Source organism: Streptomyces sp. NPDC033221, from assembly GCF_055577005.1.
Genome location: NZ_JBVIQN010000003.1, coordinates 355,327 through 367,754 on the forward strand (window position 1 = coordinate 355,327; position 12,428 = coordinate 367,754).

A 12,428-nucleotide genomic window follows, 5' to 3' on the forward strand; every position below is an offset into this window, starting at 1 on the left:
GGGCTCCGTGGGCCGCATCACGCCGTCACTCCTCGTTCTTCAAGTGAGAGCTTCAGGGAACGCAGGGCGTAGAAGACCCGGGACCGTACGGTCCCGGCCGGCACCCTGAGCACTTCGGCCGCCTCGCTGACCGTACGTCCCTTGAAGTAGGTCTCTATCAACGCCTCCCGGTGGGCCGCACTGAGGTCGCCGAGCGCCTCGGTGATCGTCATCAGGCGCAGGGCCCGGTCGATCTCGTCGGCGGCCGGCATCGATTCCAGGGGGGCGGCGTCGACCTCCTGGGGGCGTGCCTGGCGGCTGCGGTGACTGTCGATGACGATCCGCCGGGCGACGGTCACCAGCCAGGGGCGGACGGAGCCGGTCGCGCGCTGCAGCTGGCCGGCGTTGCGCCAGGCCCGCAGCAGGGTCTCCTGCACCACGTCCTCCGCCCGGTGCCGGTCCCCGGCGACCAGGCGCAGCACGAAGGCGAGCAGCGGGCCCGCGTGCTCCTCGTAGAGGGCCCGCATCAGCTCCTCGTCCGGCGCCGTACTGTCTGCCACGACGGCATCCTTGCGCACGCCAACTCCCGGGTCGATAGCGCGGATCGGACATTCGCTGCGCATGGGCATCAGCGCCCGCGTGGGTCGCCGGCGTCACTGCCGTCACCGTCTGCACCGCCGATCACCTCGATCTGCCGTCCGCGGCCGGGCTCGCGCATGTCCGCCCCCTCGTCTCGAATTCCGGGCCTGAATAGGGCCTGTGTGCACGCCCCTTCAGCCAGCAGTACGGGGCCGGGGGCGCCGCTGCTCAGCACCTGCCGGGCGAATTCCCCGAGCGGTGGCAGGGGTTACCCGAACGGGTGGGCGGGCGTTTTGCGCGCGCCCGTGCGTGAGCCCTCTCGGGCGCCCGCGCGGGCGGCACGGTTTTCCCCTTCCGGGCGTTCGGCCCGGCCGCCGTGACACCGCCCTCCTTTCCCCGGTGAACGGCCGCGCCGGGCACCCCGTACAGCAGCCCGACGAGCCCGGCGCCCAGGCCGGGCACCGACGGCAGGGAGGTACACCGTGAGCCGTGGCAGGACCATCGCCGCTGCCGGCGCCGTGGCCACCGTCGTGGTGGCGCTCGTGGCGCCGCCCGCGCAGGCCGGGGAGAAAGGGCAGGCCGGGGACTCGAAGGGGGCTTCGCGGGCCGGGGACGCCGTCGCGGCTTCCTTCGTGAGCAGTCTGAACGGGGCGAACGAGGTGGCCGCGCCGGGCGACCGGGACGGGCGGGGTCTGGCCTTCCTCCGGCTCCGCGGCGACCGGCTCTCCTTCGCGCTGTCCTTCCGGGGTGTCGCCGCGCCCACCGCCGCCGTGCTCCAGGAGGCGGGGAAAGACGCCGAAGGGCCGGTGCGCATTCCCCTGTTCACGCGGCGGCTTTCCGCCGGGAAGGCGGCGGGGCGGGGCGCGGAGCACCACACGGTGAGCGGCACGGTCGAGGTTTTTGACCGGCGCGTGCGGGATGCCCTGCGGAAACAGCCGAATGGTTTCTCTTTCAATCTCCGTACGGCGCAATTCCCGCACGGCGCGGTACGCGGACAACTGCACGCGCTGGACCGCCCTCTCGACCCGGAACGGGCCCTGCGGCACAGCGTGCAGGCGCCGGTGATCCACGGCGCGCAGATCTACACCTGTACGCGACAGGCCGACGGGCGGTACACCTACACCCAGCGGAACGTACGGGCCCGGCTCGAAGGCGGCATCGCGCACTTCTTCGCCGCCCCCGGCCCCAAGGGCCCGCCCGCGTGGGTGGCGCCGGACCGCTCCGCCGTCACCGGCACGGTGCGTTCCAAAACCCCGAACGGCGCGGGCAACATCCCCGAACTCGCGCTGGACGCACACCGGGCGGGGCGTCCGGACGGAAGGCTCGGCGGCACCGGGGAGATCTTCCGGCTGAACACGGCGGGCGGCGTCGCCCCCACCGGCACCTGCGACCCGGCAGTGCGCCCGGAGGCCGCCGTGCCGTACCGGGCCGATTACGTGTTCGTCGGCACCGTACGTACGGCAGCGAGCTGAACCTGGGCGCTCACGGCAGGCTGCTGGCCCGCGCGGCTCACCGCCCGCCGGCGGTGGCGTGCCACCCGCTCACGGTTTCCGCACACCTCGCTGGAGCACCACCGGCGCCGCCGCCCGCGCGAGGTGTCCAGGTACACCAGCGAGCAGCTCTCGCCCTCGCACTGCCGCAACTGGCCGCGCGTCGCCGTGTCGGTCAGCATCCCGATGGCGTCCCGCGCCACCGCCGCCAGCAGTCCGGCGCAGTCGGGCGGCCCGGTGAGCGCCCGGACCAGGGCGCCGTCGTCGGCGCGTACGGCTCGGGCGGGCGGCACCGGGGCGGCGGCCGCCGCGTTGAGCAGGCGCAGGTCCCCGTCGGCGGCCCGGCCGCGCAATTCGTCGTGGATCACGCGGCGCAGCAGTTCGCGCAGCATCCGGAAGCGTACGACCCAGCCGCGGTCGACGGCGCCGAGCTGGGCGCTGCCGGGGACGACGCCCGAACCCACCAGCCAGGCCGCCAGATGTTCGGGGCCGGTCAGCCGTTCGGCGGCCCGGCCGGTCGTGGCCATCAGGTCCAGGCAGATCCGCCCGCAGTCGAACCGCAGGTCAAAAGGCGCCGCCATGTGCCCGTCACTCCTTAGGAGACAACCTCTGCCCTATCAGAGTGCCCGGCACGGCCCCCGGCCGGAAGCCTCGGCACCGCCGCGTACCGCGCGGCCCACCCTGTATACATCGCATGTATACAGCTGATGTATAGTCCCGATCATGTCGGCCAAGACCCTGCTCAAGAACCGCTCCAGCCTGACGCACAAGGTCCGTTACGCGGTCAGCAACCCGGCGCGCATCGCACCGTACCTCCGGCGTACCGCCCGGGACGGCTGGCTCCGCCTCAAGCACCCCGACCACGTCGCGTACTACCGCGCCGTGATGGCCTCCGACGCCGGACGCGACCCGGAGGCCGCGGTCGGCAGCCGCAGCCACGAACGGTGGCTGGCGCTCGGCGAGATGCAGTTCGGCTACCTGATGGAACACGGGCTGCGGCCGGACATGCGGATGCTGGACATCGGCTGCGGCAACCTGCGAGCCGGCTGGCGCTTCATCGCCCACCTCGGCACCGGCAACTACTATGGCATCGACATCTCCCCGGACATCCTCGTCTCCGCCAAGAAGACCCTGGCCACCTACGAGCTGCAGGACAAGCTGCCGCACCTGACGCTCACCCAGGATCTGACCTTCGACTTCCTGCCGGACCGGCACTTCGACGTGGTGCACGCGCACAGCGTCTTCTCGCATTCGCCGCTGTCCGTGATCGACGAATGCTTCCGGCACGTCGGCCGCATCCTGGCGCCCGGCGGGTTCTTCGACTTCACCTTCGACCGCACCGAGGGCGCCGAACACCAGGTGCTGCGCGAGGACTTCTACTACCGCACCGAGACGCTGCTGGCACTGGCCCGCAAGCACGGCCTGACGGCCCGGTTCATGGAGGACTGGGAGACCCGGCCGCACGGGCAGTCCAAGATCCGGGTGGCCAACCCCGCGTAGGGGCGGGTCGGGTACGGCGGGTCGGATTCGGCGGCCCGGGACGGCGGTCCGGGTGCCGGCAGCCCGAAAAGCTCCCGGCCCCGGCCGTACGGAATGGCACCGGACCCGGCCGTACGGCGCGGAACGTCACGTCACCCGTCGCCGTACTTGGCCCCCAGCTGCGGATCGAGCGCCAGCCGGTACCCCCGCTTGACCACCGTCTGGATCAGCTTGGGCGCGCCCAGCGCCCCTCGCAGCCGGGCCATCGCCGTCTCCACCGCGTGCTCGTCGCGGCCCGAGCCCGGCAGGGCGCTCAGCAGGTCGGCGCGGGAGACCACCCAGCCGGGACGGCGGGCCAGGGCGCGCAGCAGCGCCATCCCCGCCGGGGGCACGGGCCGCAGCGCGCCGTCGACCAGGACGGCCTGCCCCCGGATCTCCACCCGCCGCCCGGCGACCGTCAACGGGCGCACCCGTTCCGGGAGTTCCCGGCACAGGAGCTGGACGAGCGGGCCGAGCCGGAAGCGTTCGGGCTGGTACGTGGTCACCTCGTGCGCTTCGAGGGGCAGCGCGGTGACCGGTCCGACGCAGGCGGGCAGCACCTCGTGCCGCAGCGCGTGCAGCAGTCCGTCGAGCAGGCCGCGCTCCTCGGCGCGGCGCAGCAGCGAGGCGGCGGCCGGCGCGCTGGTGAAGGTGATCGCGTCCAGGCCGCGGCCGACCGCCGCGTCCAGCAGCCGGTCGACGGGACCGATGTCGGCGGGCGGCATCCAGCGGTAGACCGGGACGCCGACCACCTCGGCGCCGCCCGCCCGCAGCGACTCCACGAAGCCGGGCAGCGGTTCGCCGTGCAGCTGGATGGCGATCCGCCGTCCGCGTACGCCGTCCGCCAGGAGCCGGTCCAGCACCTCCGCCAGCGACTCGGACCGCGGCGACCACTTCTCCGTCAGCCCGGCCGCGCGGATGGCGCCCTTGACCTTGGGCCCGCGGGCCAGCAGTTCGACGGCGCCGAGCCGGTTGAGCAGCGCCTCGCCGACCCCCCAGCCCTCGGCGGCCTCGATCCAGCCCCGGAAGCCGATCGCGGTGGTCGCGATGACCACGTCCGGCGCCCGGTCGATCAGGTCCTTGGTGGCGGCGAGCAGTTCCGCGTCGTCGGACAGGGGCACGATGCGCAGCGCGGGGGCGTGCACGACCTGGGCGCCGCGCCGTTCGAGCAGGGTGCCCAGCTCCTCGGCGCGGCGGGCGGCGGTGACGCCGACCGTGAAGCCGTCCAGGGGGCGTACGTCCGGGGCGGCGGCCACGGCGTCCGGCCCACGGTCGCCGCCCTCTCGGCCGCTTTCTCGGCCGTCCCCCCGGCGGTCGTCGCGGCGTTCGTCGCGCTGCCGCTCGCCGTGCCCCGCGCCGCCGTCGTCGTCCCGACGCTCGTCCTGCTCGCCCTCGTGCATGGTCCGTCCCTGGCTTGTCCTGACTCCGGCGCCACCGGGCACCGTGAAGGTCCGAGCCTGCCAACCGCCGGTGACAGGCTCACTCCCGCAGTATTTCCCAGCTGTTACGGACCGCGGCGGGCGCCCGGCGCTCCGCGCGTCACACCTCGGCGAGCGCGGGCGCCGCCGCCTCCCGCTCCCGTACGGCCACGGTGGCCGCCGTGCGCCTCAGGTATACGGCCCAGGTCACCGCGGAGCACAGCGCGTAGCAGCCGAGGAAGGCCACGAACGCCGGTGTGCCGGTGCCCGCCGACTGGAACGCCTGGCGGAGGGCGAGGTTGATGCCCAGGCCGCCGAGCGCGCCGACGGCGCCGATCAGTCCCATCGCCGCGCCGGACAACCGCCGCCCGTGGGCCGCGGCCGCCTCGCCCGTCAGGCCTTTCGCCAGCGCCTTGGCCTGGAAGATGCCGGGGATCATCTTGTACGTGGAGCCGTTGCCGAGCCCGGAGAGCACGAACAGGGCGACGAAGCCGGCGAGGAAGACGTCCAGCGAGTGGCGCGCCGACGCCAGGATCACCACGCCGGTGGCCAGGGCCATCGCCGCGAAGTTCGCCAGGGTGATCCGGGCCCCGCCGTACCGGTCCGCCAGCCGGCCGCCCACCGGCCGCACCAGGGAGCCGAGCAGCGGCCCGATGAAGGTCAGCGACGCCGCCTGGAGGGGCGTACGGGCGAACTGGGTCTGCAGGACCAGGCCGAAGGCGAAGCCGTAGCCGATGAACGACCCGAACGTGCCGACGTAGAGGAGCGAGACGATCCAGGTGTGCGGGTCGCGGGCCGCGTCCCGGGCCGCCCCGGTGTCGTTGCGTACCGGGCGCAGGTTGTCCATGAAGCGTGCCGCCAGTACGGCGGCGATGACGATCAGCGGCAGGTAGACCGCGAGCAGCAGCCGCGGGTGCGCCGCGCCGGCCGTGGCGATGACGAGCAGTCCGAGCAGCTGGACGACGGGTACGCCGATGTTGCCGCCGCCCGCGTTCAGGCCGAGCGCCCAGCCCTTCTTCCGCAGCGGATAGAAGGAGTTGATGTTCGTCATGGACGAGGCGAAGTTCCCGCCGCCGACCCCGGCCAGGGCCGCGACCAGCAGGAAGACGGTGTACGAGGTGCCCGGCCGCAGCGCGAAGACCGCGGCGGCCGCGGGGACGAGCAGCAGCGCGACGCTGCACACCGTCCAGTTGCGCCCGCCGAACCGCGCCACCGCGAAGGTGTACGGCACCCGCAGCACCGCCCCCACCAGCGTCGGCAGCGCCACCAGGAAGAACTTCCCTGCCGCGTCGATCCCGTACTCGGGCCCCATGAACAGCACCAGCACCGACCACAGGCTCCACACGGAGAACCCGATGTGCTCGCAGACGATGGAGAGGACGAGGTTGCGCCGGGCGACCCGCTGTCCGCGCTCGCGCCAGAACGTCTCGTCCTCCGGGTCCCAGTGTTCGATCCAGCGGCCCGCCCTCCGCGTGGGGGTGCGGGCCACCGCATCGCCCGTGGCCGTTCCTGTGTCGGTCATCACGTCTCCCAGCTGCCGGTTTCCGCCGTATCCACGACGCTAGGGAGGGCGCGTTTCCCCTCTGTGGCGGTGCGTGACCGCTGCGAAACCTTGCGCTCACCGCGTCCGGGAGCGCGCGGTGAGCGGGATACGCGCTGGTGGCGCACAACCGCCGGAGGTTACGCCAATGCACCCCGTGCGCCCCCTTCATCACCCTTTAGGGGCAATGGCAGGGGCCGTGGATGGTGGCAGCATCTTTTCTGGACGCGCTGAGTAACCGAATGAACACAGCCTGTGGTCATGGGCGGTGCGGCACTTCTGAGGGAAGGGGACACATTCCCATGGCGGACATCCAGGAACAGCCCGAGCCGGTCGAGTACGAGGCACCGGAGCTCGCCGAGGCCGGCGGCTTCACCGAGCTGACGCTCGGATACGGCGGCCATAACTGGGACGGCTGGGGAGGTCGCGGCCGCGGCTGGTGGTGACTCGGAAGCCGATCGGGCCCCATCGGAACCCAGCCACGCCCCGGTGGGGCCTGTAGGCCTCCGGCCTGACGGGACGTCGCCCACACGCCCCCCAGTCCGGCGGCCCCTGCCCGGGCGCGCACCGCCCGCCCCGGCAGGGGCCGCCTCCACCGGTCCGGCCGGACGGCGGGTGGCGCCGCGGGCCCAGCCGCCCCGCGGCGCCCCGGCCCGGCGGTACGGCCCCCACCCCGTACCGGCCCGCAGCTGTCCGTACACCTGCCCGCACCCGACCGGATCCGACCGCGCCCGTCCGGATCCGACCTACGCACCATGTGCCACACGCCCGCACCGCACGCCAGGGGTGGTAAGTCATCGTGGATTTCGTCGTCTTCCCCGATCATCCCGCGACCGGTCCGCTGTGCCTGTGTCTGCGGCGCGACCCCACCGTGCGGACGGTGCGCCACCCCTCCGGACGCCCCTGGATCATGGGTCGCTGGACCGATGACGAGACCGTCGCGGCCGGTTCGGGACCGGACCGGCTGCTGCTGCTCGGCACGACCTCGGCCGACGCCGACACCCTGGACCGGCTGCTGCGCCGGCTGCGCCGCCTCGAAGACCTGGACAGCCGGGTCCGCGAACTGCCCGGCAGCTTCTTCCTGCTGGCCACCATGGGCCGCCGCGTCCGGTGCCAGGGCAGCCTGTCGACGGTCCGGCAGATCCATCACGCGGGCATCAACGGCGTCACGGTCGCGGGCAGCCGCCCGCAGGACCTGGCGGCGCTGGCCCGCGAGGCGGCCGCCGCCGGCCTGCCCACCGGCGCCCCGGGCCTCGGCTCCGTCGACGAGGAGAGCCTGGCGCTGCGGCTGCTCGCGCCGTTCGCGCCGTTCCCGCTCGCCCAGCGCCCCTCCTGGCGGGCGGTGCACGTCGTCGCGCCCGGCCACTGCCTGACGCTGGACGCCGACGGACGGCACACCACGGCGCGCTGGTGGCAGCCGCCGCGGCCCGACCTGTGGCTGGAGGACGCCGCCGAGTCCGTACGCGACGCCCTGACCGAGGCGGTACGCGTACGCACCCGCGCGCCGACGGTCAGCGCCGACCTCTCCGGCGGCATGGACTCCACCAGCCTGTGCTTCCTCGCCGCCCGCGACAGCACCCGGCTGATCACCACGGCCTGGGTGTGCCGGGACGAGGCCAACGACGACAGCATGTGGAGCGGCCACGGCGCGGCCCTGCTGCGGACTGCCGAGCACCTGCCGCTCCCGTACGCCGAAGCGCCCACCTGGTACGCCCCGCCGCGGCCGGGGCTCGGCGACCCGGCGGGCCCGCTCGCCGTGGTCCGGGAGAGCGCCCGCCTCGCCCACCAGGCCGGCCTCGTCGCCGCCCGCGGCTCCCGTACCCACCTGGTCGGCGTGGGCGGCGACGAACTGTTCTGCCCGCGCCCGGTGGCGCTGAACTCCCTGGCCCGTACGGACTTCCGCTCCGCCGCCCGGCGCGCGTGCACCGCCCGCCGCCTCGGCCGCTGGACGCTGGTCGACACCCTGCGCACCCTGTTCGGCGGCGTCCCGTACCCGCAGTGGCTGGAGTCCTGCGCCGACCGGATCGTGCCCGGCGTGCGCTCCGGCGACAGCGGCGCCGACTGGGAGGTCGTGCCGGCCATGCCGCCGTGGGCGCATCCGGACGCGGTGGCCACCGTCCGCCGTCTGATGCGCGAGGCGGCGGCCGGGGAGCCGGAGCCCTTCGCGCCGCTGCGCTGCCAGCACGAGACACTGCGGGCCGCCGTCCGGGCCGGGGAGATCATGCGCGGCGCGGGCGCCCTGGCCGCGCCCCACGGCGTCGCCTTCGAGGCCCCGTTCCTGGACGACAACGTGATCGAGGCGGCGCTGAGCGTGCGGCTCGCCGACCAGGTCGCGTTCGGCTCGTACAAGCCCCTGCTCAGCGCGGCGATGCGCGGCATCCTGCCGGACGCGGTACGGGCCCGGGGCACGAAGGGCGAGCACAGCGCCGAGGTCTACGCGGGCCTGCGCCGCCACCGCGGGGCCCTGTCCGCGCTCTGCGACGACTCACGCCTGGCCGGTCTGGGCCTGATCCGGCCCGAGGCGCTGCGGACGGTCCTGACCTCGCTGCAGCCGCTTTCCCGCACTCTGCAACCTCTCGACCCCACCCTGGCGGCCGAGTACTGGCTGCGCTCCCTCCAGGAGACGCAGACGCCCGTCCTTGCCCGCCCCACCGTTCCCGCCGCGGAAGGAGCCTGAACCCGATGTTCGCCCTCGCCCCCCATGTCAGCAGTGTGCGCACCCCCGGAGGCATGGTGCTGCTCAACGCCCGTACGGGCCGCTACTGGCAGATGAACAACACCGGCGCGTTCGTCCTGGAACACCTCCTGGCGGGCGGCACCTGCGCGTCGGCCGCCGACGAGCTGCGCTACCGGCACCCCTCGGCAGCCGACCGGGTGGCCGCGGACGCCGTCGCGCTGCTGGAGTCGCTGGTGTCGGCGAAGTTGGTGACCTCGTGAGCTACCCGGTCGCCGCGGGCGGCCCGGTGCGCCTGTCGTTCGCCGCGCGCTGCGCCACCCTGGGCTGTGTCGCCGCGGCCCGCCTCCTGACGTCGTTCTCCCCGCGCACCCTGTGCCGGGTGCTGGATTCCGTACGGCGTGGCGCCCGTCCGGCCACCGAGCCGGAGGCCGTACGCGCCCGGCATGCCGTCGTCACGGTCAGCGTGCGGTGCGCGGGCAACGGCTGCCTGCAACGCTCGGTGGCGACGGCGCTGTTGTGCCGGCTGCGCGGGCGGTGGCCGCAGTGGTGCACGGGAGTGCGGACGGAACCGTTCCGCGCCCATGCGTGGGTCGCGGTGGACGGCCGTCCCGTGGGCGAGCCCGACGACACCCGGCTCTACCACCCGCTGCTGTCCGTGCCCCGCTGAGCGGTGGCGCGTACGGCCCCGCCGAGGCGGTCAACCATTGCGTTCGCACACCCGGTTTGGCGGGACGTGACCCGTGCACCGGACACCTCTCCCTTGCCTCGGGCCCCGTCCGTCCCGGCCGGAAAACGCGCTTGTGGACGTTGGGGTCTCTGCTCACCATCGGATGGTGCTCCAGCGGCGCCGGGCCCACCGGCGCGCCGGCACGACACCTGTGACCTGACGGCCGGTATTTCCGGGTGCAACAACCTCAGGCCCTGAAATGTCCGGCCTTCACCATCCGGCAAGAGGGGACCACCAGATGGACATCACCAAGATCGAAGCGTATGTCGCCACCGCGGACGAGGCCGACGCCGGCACCAACGGCTGGGTCTACCTCGGTATGGGCGGCCGGGAGTTCCTGCTCGACACCTCCGCCGACGACTTCGAGCGCGGCGCCAAGGCCACGTACACCCTCGGCGACGGCACCAACCTGCTGAACGCGGACCACAACGACCCGCGCCGGCCGCAGCTGCGCACCGAGGACCTGGACCGCTTCCCGGTCTACATCCGGTTCGCGAGCGACGGCGAGAAGGACAACTGGCTGCTGGAGCGCGTCGTCGTCACCGTCAACCCCGACGAGAAGGTCCCGCACCAGTTCGACAGCCCCTCGCTGATGGGCGAGGGCGGCGACCGCAAGATGTGGCTGAGCAAGGCCACCGGGCAGTTCTGTTACCTGCGGCGCGCCTGACCGTCCGAGGCGCCCGGCGGCGAAGGTCCGCCGGCGGGGAGTGCCGGCCGGTCGTGTGGTGCCGGCCGGTACGCCCCGCGGGTCCGCCCTCGCGACCCGTACCTCTCACGGGTCCGCGACCGTGACCGGTGCATCCCCGGGTGCCCGGTACGTTCCGCGGGCCCTCAGCCGGTGGCCGCCCGCCGTGGCGGTGCCATGCGGATGACGTTGTCGCACACGTCGAGCCGGGCCCGCCGGCCGCTCTCGTCCCACACCTGGACCAGCGTGCCCTTGGTGTCGCGCGGCGCCGTCACCTCGGCGGAGCCGTTGCTCACCAGGCATTCCGCGGGGTCCGGCCGCCCGGGTTCGGCGTCCCGGTAGCGCAGGTCGACCACGACGCCCGTACCGCTGGGCAGGTTCACCGCGCGGGCCCGGCCGTGCCCCACGCCGCCCGCCTCGGGCCCCTTGCCGACGCGTACGAGGAAGTCGGGGAAGCCGCGGAAGATGCACTCGTCCGCACCGGTGTTGACCGCCGAGAGGCGGCCTTCCCGGTGGGCGCCGTGGGCCTTCTTCTTCAGCGTGACCTTCCACCTCAGATCCTTGGTCGTGCAGCTCGCGTGCAACGCGTCGACACGCGGTTCGTCGCAGGCGACCAGGCCACCGCTCAGGACGAGCGTGGCCAGGGCCGCCACGGTCAGCGGGCGCTTGCGCACGGGACCCCCAGTAGTCCGGCTGTCGTTCCTGCCGTCCATAGGGAGGGATTCCAGCGCTTATAGGTTGCTTATACGGCAAAAGTTCGGCCGTCACCCACGGTGTTCCATCAGGGCCGCGTCCTCCTCGGGCAGCCACACCGGGCCGTCCGGTCGCCGCAGCCACCCGTGTTCGGCGGCCAGCTCCCGGCAGGCCGTACGGAGCGCGTCCAGGCCCGGGTGGCGCAGGCCGCGCCGCCACACCAGGGATATCGGCGAGAGCGGCACGGGGTCGGTGACCGGCCGCAGCGCCATGCCGGGCACATCGATGAACTCGACGCTGGCCAGCACCGACCAGCCCTGTTTGCGCACCACGCGCAGGAACTCCGCCGATCCCTCGATCTCCGGGAACGGCGCGGCCATCGCGATGCCCCGTCCGGTGAAGAGGCGGGCGGCGAGGTCGGTCCACTCGGCGGTGTGCGGGTTTCCGGCCCCGGCGTAGAGGGTCTCGCCCGCGAGGGCGGACAGCGGCACGGCGGGCCGGGCCGTCAGCGGGTGGTCCTCGTCCAGGAGGACGGCCATCGGCTCGTACCGGACGGGCCAGTGTTCCAGACAGGCCCGGACGGCCGGGGGCAGTCCGGCGACGCGTCCGAAGGAGACGTCCAGCCGTCCGGCGGCGAGTTCGGCCGCCGCGCCGGTCAGGCCGCTGTGGAAGCGCGCGACGAGTTCGCAGGCGGGGGCCAGCCGGCGGGCCTCCTGCAACACGGCGTGTGCCGTGCCGATGGGGACACTGACGTCGACCAGCAGCGGACGGTCCTCGGGGGCGTGGAAGGCGGCGGCCAGGTCGTCGTGGGCGGCCAGCACCCGGCGCGCGTACGGGAGCAGCCGGGTGCCCTCCTCGGTGAGGGCGACCCGGCGCGTCGTACGGTCGAAGAGGTCGGCCCCCACTTCCCGTTCCAGCCGCCGGATGTCGCGGCTGAGGGCCTGCTGGGCGACGTACAGCCGGGTGGCGGCGCGGGTGAAGTGCAGTTCGTCGGCGACGGCGGTGAAGGCGCGGAGCAGACGCGGGTCGAGGTCTCGGGGCACGCGCTCATCGTGCCACCGGCGCGCGCGGGGTACGGGCGCGTCTCCGTGATTGACAACGGGAGTGCGTGAATGCGTACGG

General features: G+C 73.7%; 13 protein-coding genes. 7 read left to right on the forward strand and 6 right to left on the reverse strand.

Annotated features, from left to right (window positions below; genetic code table 11):
• Positions 1–17: 17 nt before the first annotated feature.
• A complete protein-coding gene (locus tag ACZ53K_RS05640; protein ID WP_468832283.1) occupies positions 18–602 on the reverse strand; it encodes a sigma-70 family RNA polymerase sigma factor in 585 nt (194 codons plus the stop codon).
• A gap of 438 nt (positions 603–1,040) precedes the next feature.
• On the opposite strand from ACZ53K_RS05640, the gene ACZ53K_RS05645 reads away from it, so the two are divergent.
• Positions 1,041–2,030: a CHRD domain-containing protein gene (locus ACZ53K_RS05645; RefSeq protein WP_468832285.1), complete on the forward strand. Its 990-nt coding sequence runs from the start codon at positions 1,041–1,043 to the stop codon at positions 2,028–2,030.
• Here the strand turns inward: ACZ53K_RS05645 and ACZ53K_RS05650 are convergent.
• Positions 1,991–2,629 (reverse strand): CGNR zinc finger domain-containing protein, encoded by a 639-nt coding sequence (locus ACZ53K_RS05650; RefSeq protein WP_468832286.1) that lies wholly within the window; start codon positions 2,627–2,629, stop codon positions 1,991–1,993. The two genes, ACZ53K_RS05645 and ACZ53K_RS05650, sit on opposite strands and share 40 nt — an antisense overlap.
• A gap of 142 nt (positions 2,630–2,771) precedes the next feature.
• Here ACZ53K_RS05650 and ACZ53K_RS05655 point away from each other — a divergent pair, with 142 nt between their 5' ends.
• Positions 2,772–3,548, forward strand: a complete 777-nt coding sequence (locus tag ACZ53K_RS05655) for a class I SAM-dependent methyltransferase (RefSeq protein WP_468832288.1) — start codon at positions 2,772–2,774, stop codon at positions 3,546–3,548.
• 131 nt (positions 3,549–3,679) lie between these two features.
• Here the strand turns inward: ACZ53K_RS05655 and ACZ53K_RS05660 are convergent, their stop codons facing one another.
• Positions 3,680–4,966: a uroporphyrinogen-III synthase gene (locus tag ACZ53K_RS05660; protein WP_468832289.1), complete on the reverse strand. Its 1,287-nt coding sequence runs from the start codon at positions 4,964–4,966 to the stop codon at positions 3,680–3,682.
• Positions 4,967–5,105: 139 nt separating this feature from the next.
• Complete coding sequence (locus ACZ53K_RS05665) at positions 5,106–6,506, reverse strand: nitrate/nitrite transporter (RefSeq protein WP_468832290.1); 1,401 nt, start codon at positions 6,504–6,506, stop codon at positions 5,106–5,108.
• Positions 6,507–6,826: 320 nt separating this feature from the next.
• Between ACZ53K_RS05665 and ACZ53K_RS05670 the strand changes: the two genes are divergently transcribed.
• The 5 genes from ACZ53K_RS05670 to ACZ53K_RS05690 all read left to right on the forward strand — a co-directional run bounded on the left by ACZ53K_RS05670 (position 6,827) and on the right by ACZ53K_RS05690 (position 10,595).
• A complete protein-coding gene (locus ACZ53K_RS05670) occupies positions 6,827–6,970 on the forward strand; it encodes a lasso RiPP family leader peptide-containing protein (RefSeq protein ID WP_468832292.1) in 144 nt (47 codons plus the stop codon).
• A 353-nt stretch (positions 6,971–7,323) separates the two neighbouring features.
• Positions 7,324–9,201, forward strand: a complete 1,878-nt coding sequence (locus tag ACZ53K_RS05675) for an asparagine synthase-related protein (protein WP_468832293.1) — start codon at positions 7,324–7,326, stop codon at positions 9,199–9,201.
• 5 nt (positions 9,202–9,206) lie between these two features.
• Positions 9,207–9,461 (forward strand): lasso peptide biosynthesis PqqD family chaperone, encoded by a 255-nt coding sequence (locus ACZ53K_RS05680; RefSeq protein ID WP_468832294.1) that lies wholly within the window; start codon positions 9,207–9,209, stop codon positions 9,459–9,461.
• A complete protein-coding gene (locus tag ACZ53K_RS05685; RefSeq protein WP_468832296.1) occupies positions 9,458–9,868 on the forward strand; it encodes a lasso peptide biosynthesis B2 protein in 411 nt (136 codons plus the stop codon). Before ACZ53K_RS05680 ends, ACZ53K_RS05685 begins: the two co-directional genes overlap by 4 nt.
• 298 nt (positions 9,869–10,166) lie before the next feature.
• Positions 10,167–10,595 carry a hypothetical protein gene (locus ACZ53K_RS05690; RefSeq protein WP_468832297.1) on the forward strand — a complete coding sequence of 143 codons (429 nt, stop codon included), beginning with the start codon at positions 10,167–10,169 and terminating at the stop codon, positions 10,593–10,595.
• A 164-nt stretch (positions 10,596–10,759) separates the two neighbouring features.
• Here ACZ53K_RS05690 and ACZ53K_RS05695 read toward each other — a convergent pair whose 3' ends face one another.
• Together ACZ53K_RS05695 and ACZ53K_RS05700 are read right to left on the reverse strand one after the other, a co-directional pair.
• On the reverse strand, positions 10,760–11,287 hold the full coding sequence (locus ACZ53K_RS05695) for a DUF4232 domain-containing protein (RefSeq protein ID WP_468832298.1): 528 nt from the start codon (positions 11,285–11,287) through the stop codon (positions 10,760–10,762).
• A 90-nt stretch (positions 11,288–11,377) separates the two neighbouring features.
• Positions 11,378–12,349, reverse strand: coding sequence for a LysR family transcriptional regulator (locus ACZ53K_RS05700; protein ID WP_468832300.1), 972 nt, complete (start codon positions 12,347–12,349; stop codon positions 11,378–11,380).
• Positions 12,350–12,428 lie beyond the last annotated feature (79 nt).

Coding starts and splice junctions, on each gene's coding strand:
- ACZ53K_RS05640 (WP_468832283.1), bottom strand. CDS start 602: ATGCGCAGCGAATGTCCGATCCGCGCTATCGACCCGGGAGTTGGCGTG.
- ACZ53K_RS05650 (WP_468832286.1), bottom strand. CDS start 2,629: ATGGCGGCGCCTTTTGACCTGCGGTTCGACTGCGGGCGGATCTGCCTG.
- ACZ53K_RS05655 (WP_468832288.1), top strand. CDS start 2,772: ATGTCGGCCAAGACCCTGCTCAAGAACCGCTCCAGCCTGACGCACAAG.
- ACZ53K_RS05660 (WP_468832289.1), bottom strand. CDS start 4,966: ATGCACGAGGGCGAGCAGGACGAGCGTCGGGACGACGACGGCGGCGCG.
- ACZ53K_RS05665 (WP_468832290.1), bottom strand. CDS start 6,506: ATGACCGACACAGGAACGGCCACGGGCGATGCGGTGGCCCGCACCCCC.
- ACZ53K_RS05670 (WP_468832292.1), top strand. CDS start 6,827: ATGGCGGACATCCAGGAACAGCCCGAGCCGGTCGAGTACGAGGCACCG.
- ACZ53K_RS05680 (WP_468832294.1), top strand. CDS start 9,207: ATGTTCGCCCTCGCCCCCCATGTCAGCAGTGTGCGCACCCCCGGAGGC.
- ACZ53K_RS05690 (WP_468832297.1), top strand. CDS start 10,167: ATGGACATCACCAAGATCGAAGCGTATGTCGCCACCGCGGACGAGGCC.